The sequence below is a fragment of the Pseudomonas sp. NFR09 genome, from assembly GCF_900111535.1.
Lineage (GTDB): Bacteria > Pseudomonadota > Gammaproteobacteria > Pseudomonadales > Pseudomonadaceae > Aquipseudomonas > Aquipseudomonas extremorientalis.
Window position 1 is genome coordinate 175,862 of record NZ_FOIH01000002.1, and the last position, 18,248, is coordinate 194,109.

Genomic DNA, 18,248 nt, shown 5'->3' on the forward strand with positions numbered 1-18,248 from the left:
GCAGGGACGCTCCTTTTTGCGGTAACTTTTCATGCACAGACGTCAGCTTCTTAACCTGCTTCTGGCCAGTCCGCTGTTCACTTTGCCGTTTGCCGCCCATGCCACACAGATTCGTAATGCTCGCCTGTGGCGCTCGGACGACAAGCTGCGGTTGGTGTTCGACCTCAGCGGCCCGGTGCAATACAAGACCTTCACCCTGAGCGCGCCGGAGCGCCTGATCATTGACCTGAGCGGGGCCGGGCTCAGCGGTGATTTCTCTCAGTTGGCGTTGAAGAACAGCGGCATCACCTCGATTCGCTCGGGGCATTTTGGTAAAGGCGATACACGCATCGTGCTGGACCTGGTCGCACCGATGCAGCTCAACAGCTTTCTATTGCCGCCTCAGGACGGCCAGGGTCATCGCCTGGTGCTGGACCTGACCAGCGCCACCCAGGTGCCTCGCCAGATGGCCGCTGAACCTGCGCCGCGCGTGGACAAGGCCCACCCCAAGCGCGACATCATCGTGGTGGTGGATCCCGGCCACGGCGGCAAGGACCCGGGTGCAGTCGGCTCCAAGGGCCAGCGTGAAAAAGACGTGGTGCTGTCCATTGCGCAACTGTTGGCCAAACGCTTGAAGCGCGAGAAAGGCTTTGACGTGAAGTTGGTGCGCAACGACGATTTCTTCGTACCGCTGCGCAAACGGGTGGAGATCGCCCACAAGCACAATGCCGACATGTTCATCTCCGTGCATGCGGACGCGGCACCACGCATCACCGCCTCGGGCGCGTCGGTGTATGCCCTGTCCGAAGGCGGCGCGACGTCCGCCACGGCGCGGTTCATGGCGCAACGGGAAAACGGTGCCGACTTGCTCGGCGCCACCAGCCTGCTCAATCTCAAGGACAAGGACCCGATGCTGGCCGGGGTAATCCTGGACATGTCGATGAACGCTACCATCGCCTCCAGCCTGCAACTGGGCCACTCGATCCTGGGCAGCCTGGAAGGCATCACCAGCCTGCATCAGAAACGCGTGGAACAGGCGGGATTCGCGGTGCTCAAGTCACCCGACGTGCCGTCGATCCTGGTGGAAACCGGGTTTATCTCCAATGCGCGTGACAGTGCGCGGCTGGTTACCGCGCGGCATCAACAAGCGGTTGCCGATGGGTTGTTCGAAGGCTTGAAAAAGTATTTCCAGAAGAACCCACCGATGAACAGCTACATGGCGTGGGTGCAGGAACAGAAGAACGCCCAGGTCTAGCAACCCGTTATACGGCTGCAGGTGAATTTTGCGCTGGCACCACCCGAACTGGAAAACCGGTTGAGGGTGGTCCAGCCCACGCGCCGCGTGTAGCCGACCCACGCCTCACCGTCCGACGCCAACCCGGTAAAAAAGGTCAGCTGCCCGTAGCGGCTGTTGGTCTGTGCCCAGTAGCGCTTGCCTATCACCTCGTATCCGCGCAGATACGTGGTACTGCCGACCGTCGCCACGCTGTAGGCATTGCCCAATGGGTCGACACAAGCCAGCAGGTTGGCGCTGCGCGTGCAGTGGGCCAACAGGTTGGGGGCCTGGGCGCAGGCAGGTCCCGCCGCAGCCAAAAACAGGGCGCACACCAGGTATTTCATCAGGTTTCTCGTGGCAGGGAAGTGTTCAAGCATTGCGCCCTTCGTCGTGGTGAGCAAGAGGGGATTGGCTTATTTGTATTGTTATACTATAACATTAAAGCACAGCCTGACCCGTGAACCGTTCTCCATGACCGAACAAGACCTGCTGGCCCAACCGCCCGCCGACTATATGAATGAAGCCCAGCAAGGCTTCTTCCGTGAGTTGCTGCTGGCGCAACGCAATGAGCTGCAAGCGCGTATCGACGCCGAATTCCTGCTGCTGCGCGAGCAGGAAACCAACAGCGACCCTGCCGATGTGGGCAGCGCCGAAGAACAGCGCCAATGGCAACTGCGCCTGCTGGAGCGGGAAAAGAAGCTGTTGGACAAGATCGACGACGCCCTCGAATTGCTGGCACGCGGCGAGTACGGCTGGTGCCGCGAGACCGGCGAGCCCATCGGCCTGCAGCGCTTGTTGCTGCGTCCTACCGCCACCCTGTGTATCGAAGCCAAAGAACGTGAAGAGCTGCGCGAACGCCATAAACGGGCGATTTGACCGGCCAACCCTGATGAGGAATACCTGATGCCCAATCGCCTCCCCGTTACTGTGTTGTCCGGCTTTCTCGGCGCCGGTAAAAGCACGCTGCTCAACTACGTCCTGCGCAACCGCGAAAATCTGCGGGTGGCGGTGATCGTCAACGATATGAGCGAAATCAATATCGATGGCAGTGAAGTCCAGCGCGACGTCACCCTCAACCGCGCCGAAGAAAAACTGGTGGAGATGAGCAACGGCTGCATCTGCTGCACCTTGCGCGAGGACTTGCTGGAAGAAGTCGGAAAACTCGCCAAGGAAGGTCGCTTCGATTACCTGCTGATCGAATCCACCGGTATCTCCGAGCCCTTGCCGGTGGCCGAGACCTTCACCTTTCGTGATGAAAACGAGCAAAGCCTGGCCGATATCGCCCGCCTGGACACCATGGTCACCGTGGTCGATGGCATGAACTTCCTGCTCGACTACCAGGCCGCCGAAAGCCTGGCCTCGCGCGGTGAAACCCTCGGTGAAGAAGACGAGCGCTCCATCACCGACCTGTTGATCGAGCAGATCGAATTCGCTGACGTGATCCTCATCAGCAAGATCGACCTGATCAGCAGCCGCGAACGTGAAGAATTGATGGCAATCCTCGAACGCCTCAACGCCCAGGCGGAAATCATCCCGATGGTCATGGGGGAGGTGCCGCTGAACAAGATCCTCAACACCGGCCGTTTCGACTTCGAGCGCGCCGCCCAGGCGCCGGGCTGGCTGCAGGAATTGCGCGGTGAACATGTGCCGGAAACCGAAGAGTACGGCATTGCCTCCACCGCTTATCGAGCTCGCCGCCCGTTTCATCCGCAGCGCTTTTTCGACTTTATCGACCGCCCGTGGGTCAACGGCAAACTGCTGCGTTCCAAGGGTTTTTTCTGGCTGGCCAGCAAACACCAGGATGCGGGCAGTTGGTCCCAGGCCGGTGGCCTGATGCGTCATGGGTTTGCCGGCCGCTGGTGGCGCTTTGTGCCCAAAAGCCAATGGCCTCAGGACGAAGAGAGCATCGCGGCGATCATGGGCAACTGGCAACTGAGCACTGGCGACTGCCGCCAGGAGCTGGTGTTTATCGGCCAGAACATCGACTTCACCCGCATGCGCGCCGAGTTGGATGCGTGCTTGCTCACCGATGAAGAAATGGCCCTGGGCGTCGAAGGCTGGCGCCTGCTGGCCGACCCTTTTGGCCCCTGGTATGAGGAGGCAGCCGCCTGATGCTGGCCCCGGTGATTCCCCTGCGTCCCGTGATTCGCCAGACCTGCGGTGACACCCCGCTGGCGCTGTCCGATATCCTCGAAGACGGCGTCAACCTGGCGCTGTGGCAGCGCCAGTTGCCGCTGCACATCGCCGAGTTCGGCGCCTTGCTGGTGGCGCTCAACGAGCCGTTGGCCGACTCCATGGTCATCGAGCTCAACAACGACGACGCCGAGCCAAACTTGCAGGGTTTGGCGTCGAGTTGTCGTGATCTTGAGGGCTACGAAGGCTTCATCGCCGATGTGTCGTGGCTGATCAGCGCGTTCGCCTGTCTGCTTGGTGCCAAGCGTATCGGCGTGCGCCTGCGTCTGTTGGATAAAGCCATGTGCCCGCGTTTTCACGTCGACCACGTGCCGGTGCGCCTGATCACCACCTATGCCGGAGTCGGCAGCCAGTGGTTGCGTGAAGGCGTGATGGACCGTCGCAAGCTCAGCCAGCCGGATGCCGAACCCACCGAGCGTATCGAGCAGATCCACTGCGGCGAAGTCGCCTTGCTCAAGGGCACCAAATGGCATGGCAATGAAGGCCATGGCCTGATTCACCGTTCACCCGCACTGAGGGCCGACGAGCGCCGCTTGATCCTGACACTGGATTGGCTCGCATAACCGCGTAGGATCAAACGCTCTACACGGTCCGAACGATGGCCCCTCATGTTGCAGAACATTCCTACCCACGTGATTGCCGGGCCCCTGGGCGTCGGCAAGACCAGCCTCATCCAGCACCTGCTTGCCCAGCGCCCGGCCAACGAGCGCTGGGCCGTGCTGATCAACGAGTTCGGGCAGATCGGCCTGGATGCCGCCTTGCTCACTCAGGATGACGATGGCATTGCCCTCGGCGAAGTCGCCGGAGGCTGCCTGTGTTGTGTGAACGGTGCTCCGTTCCAGATAGGTCTTGGCCGTTTGCTGCGTAAGGCTAAGCCCGATCGGCTGTTTATCGAACCCTCGGGCCTGGGTCATCCGGCGCAGTTGCTCAAGCAGTTGCGCGAAGCACCGTGGCAGAGCGTGCTGGCCGTCCAGCCGTGCGTGCTGGTGCTGGATGCGCAAGCGCTGGCGGCGGACAAGCCCCTGCCCCCAGCGCAGCAGGAGGCGTTGGCGAGTGCCGGGTTGCTGGTGTTGAACAAGGATGAAGCGCTGGATGCGGCGCAGCGCGAGCAGATCGAGCACCAGTTACCGGAATGCCCGCTTTACTGGACTCGACAGGCGTATTTGCCGCTGGCGCATTTACCTGGCCTTGACGCGCGGGCTGCTGCGGCTGTGGACAACTTCGCCGTACCCAAAGGCCTGGCGCAAATGCCGGCCATCTGGACCGATCCTGACCAGCCCATTTGCCTGAGCCAGGCTCAAGAGGGCGGCTGGAGCATTGGCTGGCGCTGGCACCCCAGCCAGCAGTTCGACACCCCGCAGCTGCATAACTGGCTTACAAGCCTTGATTGGCGCCGCGCCAAACTGGTTATCCACAGTGCCGAAGGCTGGGTGTCCGCCAATGCTGTGGATAACGGCCCCCTCACCTGGCAACCCAGCGAATGGCGCCGCGATTCGCGTATCGAATTGATCTTCAGCGAGCCACAGGACGTGGACGTGTTACAGCGTGCGCTGGCCGCCAGCCGTCAGTGACGCTTCTTGGACGCGTGGTCCTGGCGCCACTGGCTCAGCTCGATCACCTCGGCACTGGGCAACGGCGTCTTGATCTCGAACGGGTAGGGCGCCAGTTCGATCTGTGCGCTGTGGGCACCGAACTGTGTGATGGTCCCCGGATGGCGGGTTTCGCCGGTCACGGTGAACTCGAAGTTGTAGATGCGCGCCAGGCGCCGCCGACCGTTGGCATCCTTTACAAAACCGATGCGCTTGAGTGCCACCGCACCGTCCAGCAGTTCGATGTCGAGCTTGGCGCAATGCTGCTTGACCCGCTCCAGCGCCCGCTCGCGCAGGCCATGGTTGTGCCAAACCCAGGCGGCGCCGGTCGCCAGTAGCATCAACACGAACATGTTTCCCAGGGTCAGCATGCGAAAAACTCCAACAAAGTGAGGGCAGCTTAACTGTGTCGCCGGTCTGTCGTACAGGCTGCGTTTAGTCGCATACTGCGCGGCCAGAATTTCATTGGTTTTACGGAAATCTCCCGCATGAAACGCACACCTCATCTGCTTGCGATCCAGTCTCATGTGGTCTTTGGCCACGCCGGAAACAGCGCCGCCGTGTTCCCCATGCAGCGCGTTGGGGTGAACGTGTGGCCGCTGAACACGGTGCAGTTCTCCAACCACACCCAGTATGGCCAATGGGCGGGAGAAGTGTTGGCGCCACAGCAGATTCCCGTGTTGGTGGAAGGCATTGCCGCCATCGGCGAGCTGGGCAATTGCGATGCGATTCTGTCCGGCTACCTGGGCAGCGCCGATCAGGGCAGGGCGATCCTGACTGGCGTGGCGCGCATCAAGGCCATCAACCCCAAGGCCCTGTATCTGTGCGACCCGGTGATGGGGCATCCGGAAAAAGGCTGCATCGTTCCCCAGGAAGTCAGCGATTTCCTGCTGGACGAAGCCGCGGCCATGGCCGACTTCCTGTGCCCCAACCAACTGGAACTGGACAGCTTTGCCGGGCGCAAGCCGCAATCGCTGTTCGATTGCCTGGCCATGGCCAAGGCGTTGCTGGCGCGTGGGCCGAAGGCCGTATTGGTCAAACACCTGGATTATCCGGGCAAGTTGCCGGACGGTTTCGAGATGCTGCTGGTGACCCCCGAAGGCAGTTGGCACCTGCGACGGCCGCTGCTGGCGTTCCCACGTCAGCCGGTCGGGGTGGGCGATTTGACCTCGGGGCTGTTCCTGGCACGTGTTCTGTTGGGCGATAGCCTGCTGGCCGCCTTCGAATTCACCGCTGCAGCGGTCCACGAAGTGTTGTTGGAAACCCAGGCCTGCGCCAGTTACGAGTTGGAGCTGGTGCGCGCCCAGGATCGTATTGCCCATCCTCGCGTGCGTTTCGAAGCCACTCCCATTGGATTGTAGGAATATTCCTGATTGAGTCAGGCAAAGAGCGTCCGGTACTATCGGGCGCCTCTTAGTCCCCTGTGCTTTTCAAGGAAGAACCATGTCTCCCGTATTCCCTTCGCCACGGGCGCTGACCGCTCTGGTGCTGACGTCGTTGCTGGGCGGTTGCAGTGTGAACGGCACTTACCCTGACGCCACCGAGCCGGACGCTGCGAAACTGCGCTTCATCTCCAATACGTCCAACACCACCATCGACGTCTACGATGCGCAACATTGCATGGGCCAGACCACCGGCATGCTCAATAATATTTTCCTGGTCGATACCCGGCGGCGTGTCGGCATGTCGGTGCCCCCTCCGGCCAAGGCCAGGGGCTTGCTGGAGTTCAAGCTGGCTCCCGGCAAGGAAACCATGCTGATGATCAACACCAATGGCGGCAGCTATGTCTGCGGCAAATCAATGAGTATCACGCCAAAGGCCGGGGAAGAGTACGAAGTGACCTTCGATATGGCGCGGGGCATCTGCACGACCTCGTTGCAGCGCCTGACGCGCTCCGGTGGCAAGGACGTGCGCATTCCACAGCCGATATTCGAGAACGGCATGCCATCGTGCGCGGGCAAAAGCCCGATATTCGGCAAGGTGATCCCGGATACGCCACACCGAACTGCGTTGATCAACGCAATCGTTGAAACCCATATGCAACTCATCACGTTGATGGAGCCTGACACGGCGCAGCGCCCGCAAGCCGTCGAGGAGGCAATCGCCGAGCGCAAGGCGCGGTTCGGCCAGTTCACTCCGCCTGAGGCCTATTGGACTCAATACCGTGAGAACTATGCACGGGTAAATCAGGAAATGGCCGGCCGCAAGGCGCGTACCCTCGAGCTGTATGAGCGGGTTTACCGCATGCGCCTGAGCGGCACCGAAGATGCGATCCTGGAGCAATGGCAGAACCCGACGGACGCCGCCGTGGTGGAGCGCGTCAAGGCGAACGACAAGTTGATGGCGCAGTACTACAAGAACACCAGCAAAGCGGTGATGGTGGACATCGTGAATCATCATATGGAGCGCATGAGCCAGTTGGACCAGCGCTTTGATGTCTGTGCCCACGATGATCAGTGCTGGCGGCTGTAGGAGCGCAGCTGCTCGCTCCTAAAGGCGGGAAATGGCCTACAGTGCGTCTGCCTTGATTTCCTGGTAGCGCTTCTCCAGTTCCTGTCGGATCTGTCGACGCTGCTGAGCCTGTACGAATCGGCGCTTGTCCTCGCTGTTCTGCGGTTGCAGGGGGGGCACGGCGGCCGGTTTGCGCTGGTCGTCCACGGCGACCATGGTGAAGAAGCAGCTGTTGGTATGGCGCACGGAGCGTTCGCGGATGTTCTCGGTCACTACCTTGATGCCCACCTCCATCGAGGTGTTGCCGGTGTAGTTGACCGACGCGAGGAAGGTCACCAGCTCGCCGACATGGATCGGCTCGCGAAAGATCACCTGGTCCACCGACAGCGTGACCACATAGCGGCCGGCATAGCGGCTCGCGCAGGCATAGGCCACTTCGTCGAGGTACTTGAGCAGGGTGCCACCGTGGACATTGCCTGAGAAGTTGGCCATGTCAGGGGTCATCAATACCGTCATCGACAGCTGGGCGTTTCCGGGTTCCATAGCACACTCACGGGTTGTAGGCATTGGTTGGGGGGCACCTCTGCGGGTGCTGGAATCTTTGCAGGACCATCCATAACGGGACGCCGGTGGGCGGCTAGCCGTCACGCGCGAACCGATCTGTTTCCATATATTGCACCGGCTTTCCGGCGGAAGTCGCGGTGTTAACCTTCAAAAGCCCATCTCAGGGCATTTCTTACGATCAAGGCAGACTTTTCCTTCCGCACTTTGCGACATTTCAAAGGCGCGCGCGGAAGTGGGAAAAGCACCAGTACCCTCAAGGAGCCCCTCGCCATGCACGCCATCAGCTTTATCCAGGACTTGGCCGTGATCATGCTGGTGGCAGGGGTTGTCACCATCCTGTTTCACCGCCTCAAGCAGCCGGTGGTGCTGGGCTACATCGTTGCCGGGTTCATCATCGGACCCCACACCCCGCCGTTCGGCCTGATCCACGACGAAGACACCATCAAGACCCTCGCCGAGCTCGGGGTGATCTTCCTGATGTTCTGCCTGGGCCTGGAATTCAGCCTGCGCAAGCTGTTCAAGGTCGGCGCCACGGCGTTTATCGCGGCCTTCCTGGAAATCATCCTGATGATCTGGATCGGCTACGAAATCGGCCGCTGGTTCGACTGGAACACCATGGACTCACTGTTCCTTGGCGCGATCCTGGCGATTTCCTCGACCACCATCATCGTCAAGGCGCTCAATGACCTGAAGATGAAGAACCAGCGTTTCGCCCAATTGATTTTCGGCGTGCTGATCGTCGAGGACATCCTCGGCATTGGCATCATCGCCTTGCTGTCGAGCATCGCCGTCAGCGGTACGGTCAGCTCCGGCGAAGTGTTCTCCACCGTCGGCAAGCTTTCGCTGTTCATGATTGTCGCGCTGGTCATCGGCATTTTGCTGGTGCCGCGCTTGCTGGCGTACGTGGCCAAGTTCGAAAGCAACGAGATGTTGCTGATCACCGTACTGGGCCTGTGTTTCGGTTTCTGCCTGCTGGTGGTCAAGCTGGAATACAGCATGGTGCTGGGCGCGTTTCTGATCGGCGCAATCATGGCCGAATCCCGGCAGTTGATTAAGATCGAGCGCCTGATCGAGCCGGTTCGCGACATGTTCAGCGCCATCTTCTTTGTGGCCATTGGCTTGATGATCGACCCGCAGATCCTGCTGCAATACGCCTGGCCGATTGCGGTGATCACCGTGGCCGTGGTGTTGGGCAAGATGCTGTCCTGCGGCCTGGGCGCGTTTATCGCCGGCAACGATGGCCGTACCTCACTGCGCGTGGGCATGGGGCTGTCACAGATTGGCGAGTTTTCCTTCATCATCGCGGCGCTGGGGATGACGCTGCAGGTGACCAGCGATTTCCTATACCCCGTCGCGGTAGCGGTTTCGGCCATCACCACACTGCTCACGCCGTACCTGATTCGCGGCGCCGACCCGCTGTCCTTGAAGATCGCAGCGGTTATGCCCAAGCGATTGAGCCGGGTTTTCGGCATGTACGGCGAATGGCTGCGCAGTATCCAGCCTCAAGGTGAAGGCGCGATGCTGGCATCGATGATCCGCAAGATCATCCTGCAAGTCGGGGTGAACCTGGCGCTGGTGGTGGCGATCTTCTTTGCCGGCAGCTTTTTCGCGGTGCGCATCGGTGGGTATCTGGAGGGGTGGATCAGCGATGCAAGCTGGCAGAAGGCCTTGATCTGGGGCGGGGCGTTGCTGTTGTCGCTGCCGTTCTTGATTGCGGCATACCGCAAGCTCAAGGCGCTATCGATGCTGCTGGCGGAGATGAGCGTGAAGCCGGAAATGGCCGGGCGACATACCCAGCGGGTGCGGAGGGTGATCGCGGAACTGATCCCGATCCTCTCGTTGCTGGTGATCTTCCTGCTCTTGGCAGCCTTGTCGGCCAGTATTTTACCGACCAACAAGTTGCTGGTGCTGATTGCCGTGGTGACGGCGGCGGTGGCGGCGGTGCTCTGGCGGTGGTTCATCCGCGTGCATACGCGGATGCAGGTCGCCTTGTTGGAGACGCTGGATAACCATAAGGATACGCCGGAGCATTGAGGGGCTTGGGCGGGCTGCTTCGCAGCCCGACGCGGGGCAAGCCCGCTCGCCACAGCGAGCCCGGTCAGCCAAACAGCTCTGTCAGCTTTCCAGCCAGACGTCCCGCGCCCAGTGCCACACCGATTCCCAGGTTTCTTCGGTGACGATTTCTTCTTCGCCGGACCACAGCACCACGGTGCCGTCTTCTTCGACGCAGTAGTAGTCGTCGCCGTCCTGGCAGATCGGGATCAGGCTGCGGTCGACACCGGCATCCCAGGCGTTGGCGGCCACGTCCGGCAGGTAGGTGTGGGACTGCGGGTCGGTGACGGTCACCGGCTCCAGGCTGCCGTACACCACGTCGCTGACGGTCAGCAGGAATTCACGGAAGACAAACGGGATGTCGATGAACAGTTGTTCCTCGATCTCCACCAGTTGGTCTTCGTCAGGCAGCTCCAAGGGAACCGGGACCGGTTCGTTGGCTTCACGCAATTGTTCGATGATTTCTTCCACGGCCGGGATCCTCTTGCTAGATGGCGCGGTTTATAGGGGCGTTTTATACAGTAGCTCGCTATAAGTGCAACCGTGAAATAGAAAACCCCGGACAGGTCCGGGGTTTTTTGTATCTGTTTACCAAGCGTGCAGGGATCAGCCGTTCTGGCGGATACCGGCGACCAGCCATGGCTGGTTGTCGCCCTGTGCACGTTCCATGTTCCAGCTTTCGCTGAACACTTCGCCCTGGTCGAAACGCGAGGTCTTCGACACACCGCTGAAGGTCAGGGTGGCGATGGTCTTGTCGGCGCGATCATCCACACCGTCCAGTTGCACGCGCAGGTCGTCGATGTAAGTCGACTGGAATGCATCGCCAATCTCGGCGCGTTCGCGCTTGAGGAACTCCAGCAGTTGCGGGGTCACGAACTCGGCTATCTTGTCCATTTCGTTGGCGTCCCAGTGCTGCTGCAAGGACTGGAAGTGGCTGCGAGCCGCCTCGACGAAACGTTCTTCATTGAACCAGGCCGGTGCATTGATCACCGGACGGGCCGCGGCAGGTGCTGCCGAACCACCGAAGATCGAACCCATGGCTGGTTTTTGCTCGAACACTTCACGCTGCATTGGCGCGCCGGCTGGAGCCAGGTGCTCCTGCTGCTTGCGGCGACGAGCGGCGATAAAGCGGAAGACCAGGAAGGCGATGACCGCCATGATCAGGATGTCGAAGATCTGCATACCCTGGAAGCCGCCGCCCATGAACATGGAGGCGAGCAGGCCACCGGCGGCGATGCCGGCAAGAGGGCCCAACCAGCGCGAAGCACCGCCGGCCTTGGCGGCAGCGCCTGCAGCACCGGCGGCGCCTGCGGTGGCCGCAGCACCGCCGGCACCGGCGGATGGAGCCATTTGGCTGGTCTGGTGAGTTGGTGCTGCGCCTGAGCTTTTGCCGCCACCGAAGCGTTTGGCGTTGGCGTCGAGGCTCATCGTCAGGCCGATGCACAACGCCATGGCGATGCTAAGAAAACGTTTCATAAAGGGAATTCCCATTTGTGGATTGCACGCGCGCCATGTTGCACAGGTGTGGTGACAGTGGCTAGCGGCATAATGTTTCGGGCTTTTGCGTAGGACAGATTCAGAACGGTCTGTAGGACTTATTACAGATATTGGCCCGCGATTGTTAAAAACAAGGGTGGGCCAAGAACCTTCATGTAGGCAAATGTTTCAAACGGCTTCGAGTTTCGCGTAACCCATCATCAGCCACTTGCTGCCTTCGGCGAAATTCACCTGCACCCGCGCCTGGGCACCGGCACCCTCGAAGTTGAGGATCACCCCTTCGCCGAACACCGAATGCCTGACCTGCTGGCCCAGGCTGAACTGGGTCTGCGGAATCTCCGAGCCCGCAAACATGCTGCTGGAGTTCTGCTGCTGGCCCCCGCCGAACGGGCGGCTGACGCTGTTGGACAGGCGCACTTCCTGGATCAGCCCCTTCGGTACTTCACGTACGAAGCGCGACACCTTGTTGTAGGTCTCGCTGCCGTACAGGCGTCGGGTCTCGGCGTAGGTCATCACCAGGTTCTGCATCGCCCGGGTGATGCCCACGTAGGCCAGGCGGCGTTCCTCCTCAAGGCGGCCGGGTTCTTCCAGGCTCATCTTGTGCGGGAACAGACCTTCTTCCATGCCCACCAGGAACACGTAAGGGAATTCCAGGCCCTTGGCGCTGTGCAAGGTCATCAGCTGGATGCTGTCTTCATGCTCGTCGGCCTGGGTATCGCCGGCTTCCAGCGAAGCATGGCCGAGGAACGCGGCCAGCGGTGTCAGCTCTTCGTCTTCCTCGGTATTTTCGAACGCACGGGCTGCGCTCACCAGTTCCTCAAGGTTTTCTACCCTGGCCTGGCCTTTCTCGCCTTTTTCCGCTTCGTGATAGGCGATCAGCCCGGATTGCTCGATCACGGTCTGGGTCATCAAATGCAGGGGCATATCCGCGCACTTGGCCGCCAGGTTCTCGATCAGCTCGACAAACACACCCAGCGCACCCGCCGCACGACCAGTCAGGCCCTTGTTGGCGATGAGCAGGCGCATGGCTTCCCACATCGACACATCGGCGTGGCGGGCGTGGTCGCGAATGGCTTCGACGGTTTTTTCACCGATGCCACGGGCCGGGATATTGATCACCCGTTCCAGCGCCGCATCGTTGCCACGGCCTTCCAGCAAGCGCAGGTAGGCCATGGCGTTCTTGATTTCCGCCCGCTCGAAGAAGCGTTGGCCGCCATAGATGCGGTACGGGATGCGTTCGCGCAGCAAGGCTTCTTCCAACACCCGCGATTGGGCGTTGGAACGGTACAGAATGGCGATATCGCTGCGCGCCAGGCCGGTTTTCAGCGCGCTTTCGATGGTTTCCACCACGTAGCGCGCTTCATCGTGTTCGTTGAACGCGGCGTACAGGTTGATCGCTTCGCCTTCGCCGCCGTCGGTCCACAGTTCTTTGCCCAGGCGCCCGGTGTTGTTGGCGATCAAGGCGTTGGCCGCCTTGAGTATCCCGGCGGTGGAGCGATAGTTCTGCTCCAGGCGGATGGTGACCGCGTCCGGGAAGTCTTCGGAATACTGGTAGATGTTCTCGATTTTCGCGCCACGCCAGCCGTAGATCGACTGGTCGTCGTCGCCCACCACCATCAGGCTGTCGCCACCTTTGGCCAGCAGGCGCAGCCAGGCGTACTGCACGGCGTTGGTATCCTGGAACTCGTCCACCAGAATATGGCGGAAGCGTTTCTGGTAATGCGCCAGCAGGCCTGGGTTATCGCGCCACAGGTCGAGGGCGCGCAGCAGCAGCTCGGAAAAGTCGATAACCCCGGCGCGTACGCAGGCGGCCTCATAGGCTTCATAGATGCTGCGCATGGTGGCCAGGAACAGATCGCCGCTGGCCTGGATATGTTGCGGGCGCAGGCCTTCGTCTTTCTGGCCATTGATGAACCATTGCGCCTGGCGCGCCGGCCAGCGTTGTTCGTCGAGGCCCAGCTCGCGGATCACCCGCTTGACCAGGCGTTGCTGGTCATCGCTGTCCAGAATCTGGAAGGTCTGGGCCAGGCCCGCTTCCTGCCAGTGCGCCCGCAGCAAGCGGTGCGCCAGGCCGTGGAAGGTGCCCACCCACATGCCGGCCGGGCTGATGCCCATCAGCTGTTCGATGCGGTGGCGCATCTCGGCAGCGGCCTTGTTGGTGAAGGTCACCGACAGGATGGAATGCGGGGACGCGTTCTCGACCTGGATCAACCAGGCGATACGGTGCACCAGCACTCGGGTTTTACCGGAGCCAGCACCGGCCAGGACCAACTGACGGCCAACGGGGGCCGCTACAGCCTGGCGTTGGGCATCGTTGAGGGAGTTCAGCAAAAGGGAGAGATCATCGCGCATCGGCGCATTCTATGGCCCCCGGGGAAGTGGGGCAAATGCCAATGCCGGCTGGTCGACGGAAAACCCTCGGGGTGATGACCGGTCGGTCGATGGTCGCAGCCCGCGCAGCGTCTCGCTCAAGCCGTCTGGCCCGGAAGTTTGCGCTGCATGACCGCGCAGTTTTTATGACATGGAGCAGTTTGGCCCAAGCGCTTGCTTGTGTATGCTCCGTCGACGTTTCGGGCTCACCATTATAAGAACACTGCCTATGACCCTTAGCACCGACCTGCTTGGCCCCTCGGCGGCTCCCGCGCAGGTTATCCGTAAACACTACGCCACGGAGATGGCGGTCGAGCGCACACGCCTGCTGTATCAAGGCTCACTGCTGCCGACCCTGTTGATGTTGGTCAATGGCCTGGTCTGCGCCTGGCTACTGTGGAACCCTCAGCAATACCTGTTGGACAGCATCTGGTTGATCTGGCTGCTGGCCCTGGTGGCAATGCGCGTGATCCAGGTGGCCGCGTTCGACTCGGCGATGCCCAGCCGCCAGGCCCAGCCGGTGTGGCAGCGCATGTTCCTGCTCGGCTCGGCGGTCAGTGGCCTGACGCTGGCAACGGCCGCCATCGCCCTGGTGCCGGGTGACAGCTTCATGCAGCAGGCCTGGGTATTCGGCCTGATCGGCGCAGCAACCTTGTCGGCCAGCGTGGCGTACGCCGTGAGCCTGCCGGCGTTTCTGTCCTTTGCCTTGCCGTGCCTGGTGCCGTCCATCTTCTACCTGTTCTGGAGCGGCGACCCGCAGCAGCGTGGTTGGGGTGTACTTGGCCTGATCCTGCTGGCGTCCTTGAGCCTGGTGGCGTGGCAGGTCAATCGCCTGATCCAGCGCGGGCTGTTGCGCCGCTTCCAGAACCAGGCGCTGATCGAACACCTGCAACAGGCGCAGCAGCGCAGCGAGCAACTCAATCAGGACCTGGTGCGTGAAGTCGAGCAGCGCCGTCAGGTCGAACAGGAGTTGCGCGAAGCCCAGATCGGCCTGCAAGACCGCGTAGCACAGCGCAGCCAGGAACTGGACGCCGCCAGCCTGGCCTTGAACAAAAGCGAAGCACGCCTGGCCATGGCGCTGCAAGCCAGTGAACTGGGCCTGTGGGACTGGAACCTGCAAACCGATGAGGTCCATCACACCCAGCTCAAGGAGCTGTTCGGCCTGGAGCCGGAGTACGTCACGGCAATGCTCAGCCACCTCAAGCCGCGCCTGCACCCCGACGACCTGCCGCTGCTCAAGCGTGCCCTGGTGGAACACCTCAAGGGCCGCAGCGAGGACTATCAGGTGGAATACCGCGTGCGCCATGGTGACGGGCACTGGGTGTGGATCGAAGACCGTGGCCGCGCCGTGGAGCGTGCGCCCAGCGGCCGGGTCACGCGCATGCTCGGTACGCGCCGCGATATCAGCGCCGGCAAGGCCCTGGAGGAACAGCAGCGGTTGGCCTCGACCGTATTTGAAGCCGCCAGCGAAGGCATTGTGATCCTTGATCCGGACTACAAGCTGATCGCCGTCAACCAGGCTTTCAGTCGCGTTACGGGGTTCGAAACCGATGACATGATTGGCCGCAATGTAGTGGAGCTGCCCAGCAGTCGTGACGCCCGCCGCCATTTTCCGGTGATCCGCCAGGCGTTGCTCAGCCACGGCACGTGGCAGGGCGAATTGGTGGAGACCCGCAAGAACGGTGAGCTTTACCCGCAGTGGCTGCAGTTGAACGTAGTGCGGGATATTCGAGGAAAAGTCAGCCATATCGTAGGCTTCTTCGCCGATCTCTCGGCGCGGCGTGAGTCCGAAGAGCGTATGCGCTACCTCACCCACTACGACGAACTGACCGGCCTGGCCAACCGCTCGCTGTTCCGCGAACGCTTGCGCGAGGCGCACCAGCGTGTCCGCCAGGGTGGGCGTAGCCTGGCGCTGCTGCACATCAACCTCGATCGCTTCAAGCTGTTGAATGACAGCCTGGGCCATGAAGTGGCCGACCAGTTGCTGCAAAAAATGGCGCGACGCCTGATCAATGCCTTGCCCGAGGCCGACACCATTGCACGCCTGTCCGGGGATGAGTTTGCCGTGTTGTTCGACGCCTACGGCAACTTGTCGAGTCTGGCGCGGGTCGCCACGCGGCTGCTGGCCAAGCTGCGGGTGCCGGTGACGGTGGAGGGGCATGAACTGGTGGTGAGTGCTTCCATGGGGGTCAGCCTGTTGCCGGACAACGCGCGTGAAATTTCCGCATTGGTCAGCCAATCGAACATGGCCATGCAGCACGCCAAACACTTGGGCGGCAACAACTTCCAGTTCTACACCGACAGCCTGCAAGCCAGCACCCTAGAGCGCTTGCAGCTGGAAAACCACCTGCGCAAGGCCATCGAAGAGCGTCAGCTCACGGTGTTCTATCAGCCGAAACTGTGTCTGGCCACTGGCAAGCTCAATGCTGCCGAAGCGCTGATCCGTTGGGACCACCCGCAGTGGGGCATGGTGCCGCCGGGGGAATTTATCGGCCTGGCTGAAGAGACCGGCCTTATCGTACCGCTGGGCGAATTCATACTGCGCGAAGCCTGCTGGCAAGCCTGTGAATGGCAGCGCCAGGGGCTGGCGCCGATCCGGGTATCGGTCAACCTCTCGGTGCACCAGTTGCGCCAGGGCAAGCTGGTCAGCCTGGTGCGCCAGGTGCTCGAAGAAACCGGCCTTGACCCGCAATACCTCGAGCTGGAGCTGACCGAAAGCCAACTGCTCGACAGCGTCGAACACATCATCGCCACCTTCCAGCAACTGCGTGACCTGGGTGTGAAGCTGGCCATCGATGACTTCGGCACCGGGTATTCGTCCCTCAGCTACCTCAAGCGCATTCCCGTGGACTACGTGAAGATCGACCAGACCTTCATTCGCGGCCTTGGCCAGGGGCGCGAAGACGCGGCCATCACTCGGGCAATCATCGCCATGGCTCACGGGCTGGCGCTGAAGGTGGTGGCCGAGGGTGTGGAAGATCAGCAGCAGCTGGATTTCCTGCGGGGTGAGCATTGTGACGAAGTGCAGGGCTATTTGATCAGTCGGCCGATGCAGGCCGATGGGTTGGCAGATTTGTTACGGAAAAATGCAGAATTTCCCTAACGAAGCCGGGGGCGCCCCTGTGGCTACAACGCGGCCGCCCTTAGATTCAAAGGGGGGCAGGGCGATTTAGTGATGCGTCGGACGGGCAAAAGGGCAATTCTTGTAGTATAACTACAAGCTTGCTACATCCCTGGCCCTGCCCATAACAAGAGTCCTGCCCTTTGAACCTGTTGCAACATATCGCCCAGTCGCGCCACCTGTTACGCAAATCGGAACTCAAGGTTGCCGATCACGTGCTGCTTGACCCTGCGGCTGTGATGCACAGTTCGATGGCCGACCTGGCCCATAGCGTGGGTATCAGCGAACCGACCATCGTGCGATTCTGCCGCGCCATCGGTTGTTCCGGGTTCCAGGACTTGAAACTCAAGCTTGCCCAGAGCCTGGCCGCCGGTGCCAGCTTCGGGCAGTTCGCGATCCATGAAGACGATTCCGTCGCCGACTACAGCCTGAAAATCTTCGATACCACCTTGCACACGCTCATGGAAGTGCGCGAGAAGCTCGACCCGGTGGAGTTGCAAAAGGCCGTGACGGCCATGTCCCAGGCCCAGCGTGTGGAGTTCTATGGCTTCGGTGCTTCAGGTGCGGTGGCCGCCGATGCCCAGCACAAGTTCTTCCGCTTGCTGCTGACCGCTGCGGCCTACAGTGACCCGCACATGCAGGCCATGTCGGCGGTGACCCTGAAACCTACTGACGTCGCCATCTGCATTTCCCAGTCGGGCCGCTCCAAGGACCTGCTGATCACTGCCAACCTGGTGCGTGAAAGCGGTGCATCGTTGATCACCCTGTGCCCGAGCCAGACGCCGTTGGCGGAACTGTCCACGGTCAACCTGGCGATCGATGTGCATGAAGACACCGAGATCTATACCCCGCTGACCTCGCGCATCGCCCACCTGGTGGTGATCGATGTATTGGCGATGGGCGTGGCCATGGCGCGCGGGCCGAGCCTGGTCAACCACCTCAAGAGCGTGAAGCGCAGCTTGCGCAGCCTGCGCTTGTCCCCCAAGTCCGTCAAAGCCCTCGATGACTAAAGCGGTACACAGAGCAAAATGTGGGAGGGGGCAAGCCCCCTCCCACATTTGGATCTCCTGCAAACCCAGAATCTTCATCAGGCTGTCATCGCTGCGTCATCGCCCAGGGCCATCCTGAACTCCCCGTACTCGCATTGGGAGACTCC

General features: G+C 61.2%; 16 protein-coding genes. 10 read left to right on the forward strand and 6 right to left on the reverse strand.

What is annotated here, in order from left to right; translation table 11 throughout:
* Window positions 1-31 precede the first annotated feature (31 nt).
* Window positions 32-1,234, forward strand: coding sequence for an N-acetylmuramoyl-L-alanine amidase (locus BMX59_RS04775; RefSeq protein WP_093120256.1), 1,203 nt, complete (start codon window positions 32-34; stop codon window positions 1,232-1,234).
* On the opposite strand, the gene BMX59_RS04780 is transcribed toward BMX59_RS04775, so the two are convergent.
* Window positions 1,231-1,599, reverse strand: a complete 369-nt coding sequence (locus tag BMX59_RS04780; RefSeq protein WP_093120259.1) for a glutamine synthetase — start codon at window positions 1,597-1,599, stop codon at window positions 1,231-1,233. The two genes, BMX59_RS04775 and BMX59_RS04780, sit on opposite strands and share 4 nt — an antisense overlap.
* A gap of 127 nt (window positions 1,600-1,726) precedes the next feature.
* Here BMX59_RS04780 and dksA point away from each other — a divergent pair, with 127 nt between their 5' ends.
* Genes dksA through BMX59_RS04800 form a run of 4 tightly spaced genes read left to right on the forward strand, consistent with a single transcriptional unit; the run spans window position 1,727 to window position 5,019 of the window.
* Complete coding sequence (dksA, locus tag BMX59_RS04785; RefSeq protein ID WP_058424325.1) at window positions 1,727-2,131, forward strand: RNA polymerase-binding protein DksA; 405 nt, start codon at window positions 1,727-1,729, stop codon at window positions 2,129-2,131.
* Between the two features lie 27 nt (window positions 2,132-2,158).
* Window positions 2,159-3,367 carry a zinc metallochaperone GTPase ZigA gene (gene zigA, locus BMX59_RS04790; RefSeq protein WP_092241563.1) on the forward strand — a complete coding sequence of 403 codons (1,209 nt, stop codon included), beginning with the start codon at window positions 2,159-2,161 and terminating at the stop codon, window positions 3,365-3,367.
* Window positions 3,367-4,011 (forward strand): DUF1826 domain-containing protein, encoded by a 645-nt coding sequence (locus BMX59_RS04795; protein ID WP_093120262.1) that lies wholly within the window; start codon window positions 3,367-3,369, stop codon window positions 4,009-4,011. Before zigA ends, BMX59_RS04795 begins: the two co-directional genes overlap by 1 nt.
* A 45-nt stretch (window positions 4,012-4,056) precedes the next feature.
* On the forward strand, window positions 4,057-5,019 hold the full coding sequence (locus tag BMX59_RS04800; RefSeq protein WP_092241565.1) for a CobW family GTP-binding protein: 963 nt from the start codon (window positions 4,057-4,059) through the stop codon (window positions 5,017-5,019).
* Here the strand turns inward: BMX59_RS04800 and BMX59_RS04805 are convergent.
* On the reverse strand, window positions 5,013-5,408 hold the full coding sequence (locus BMX59_RS04805) for a DUF3301 domain-containing protein (protein ID WP_092241567.1): 396 nt from the start codon (window positions 5,406-5,408) through the stop codon (window positions 5,013-5,015). The two genes, BMX59_RS04800 and BMX59_RS04805, sit on opposite strands and share 7 nt — an antisense overlap.
* A 117-nt stretch (window positions 5,409-5,525) precedes the next feature.
* On the opposite strand from BMX59_RS04805, the gene pdxY reads away from it, so the two are divergent.
* Window positions 5,526-6,398: a pyridoxal kinase PdxY gene (gene pdxY, locus BMX59_RS04810; protein WP_092241569.1), complete on the forward strand. Its 873-nt coding sequence runs from the start codon at window positions 5,526-5,528 to the stop codon at window positions 6,396-6,398.
* Between the two features lie 82 nt (window positions 6,399-6,480).
* Complete coding sequence (locus BMX59_RS04815; protein ID WP_093120268.1) at window positions 6,481-7,509, forward strand: hypothetical protein; 1,029 nt, start codon at window positions 6,481-6,483, stop codon at window positions 7,507-7,509.
* A 36-nt stretch (window positions 7,510-7,545) separates the two neighbouring features.
* Here the strand turns inward: BMX59_RS04815 and BMX59_RS04820 are convergent, their stop codons facing one another.
* The gene (locus BMX59_RS04820; protein ID WP_033897247.1) at window positions 7,546-8,031 is read right to left on the reverse strand and encodes an acyl-CoA thioesterase; all 486 of its coding nucleotides are present in this window, start codon (window positions 8,029-8,031) and stop codon (window positions 7,546-7,548) included.
* A 291-nt stretch (window positions 8,032-8,322) separates the two neighbouring features.
* Between BMX59_RS04820 and BMX59_RS04825 the strand changes: the two genes are divergently transcribed.
* Window positions 8,323-10,086, forward strand: a complete 1,764-nt coding sequence (locus BMX59_RS04825) for a cation:proton antiporter (RefSeq protein ID WP_092241573.1) — start codon at window positions 8,323-8,325, stop codon at window positions 10,084-10,086.
* An 81-nt stretch (window positions 10,087-10,167) separates the two neighbouring features.
* Here BMX59_RS04825 and BMX59_RS04830 read toward each other — a convergent pair whose 3' ends face one another.
* From BMX59_RS04830 to uvrD, 3 genes are all read right to left on the reverse strand, one after another.
* Window positions 10,168-10,575: an SMI1/KNR4 family protein gene (locus BMX59_RS04830; RefSeq protein ID WP_028618538.1), complete on the reverse strand. Its 408-nt coding sequence runs from the start codon at window positions 10,573-10,575 to the stop codon at window positions 10,168-10,170.
* 135 nt (window positions 10,576-10,710) lie between these two features.
* Window positions 10,711-11,580: a Tim44 domain-containing protein gene (locus tag BMX59_RS04835; RefSeq protein ID WP_071490847.1), complete on the reverse strand. Its 870-nt coding sequence runs from the start codon at window positions 11,578-11,580 to the stop codon at window positions 10,711-10,713.
* A gap of 189 nt (window positions 11,581-11,769) precedes the next feature.
* Complete coding sequence (gene uvrD, locus BMX59_RS04840) at window positions 11,770-13,953, reverse strand: DNA helicase II (RefSeq protein ID WP_093120272.1); 2,184 nt, start codon at window positions 13,951-13,953, stop codon at window positions 11,770-11,772.
* A gap of 247 nt (window positions 13,954-14,200) precedes the next feature.
* Between uvrD and BMX59_RS04845 the strand changes: the two genes are divergently transcribed.
* The gene (locus BMX59_RS04845) at window positions 14,201-17,074 is read left to right on the forward strand and encodes an EAL domain-containing protein (protein WP_093120274.1); all 2,874 of its coding nucleotides are present in this window, start codon (window positions 14,201-14,203) and stop codon (window positions 17,072-17,074) included.
* Window positions 17,075-17,235: 161 nt separating this feature from the next.
* A complete protein-coding gene (gene hexR, locus BMX59_RS04850) occupies window positions 17,236-18,102 on the forward strand; it encodes a transcriptional regulator HexR (protein WP_003177007.1) in 867 nt (288 codons plus the stop codon).
* The last annotated feature ends 146 nt before the right edge of the window (window positions 18,103-18,248 follow it).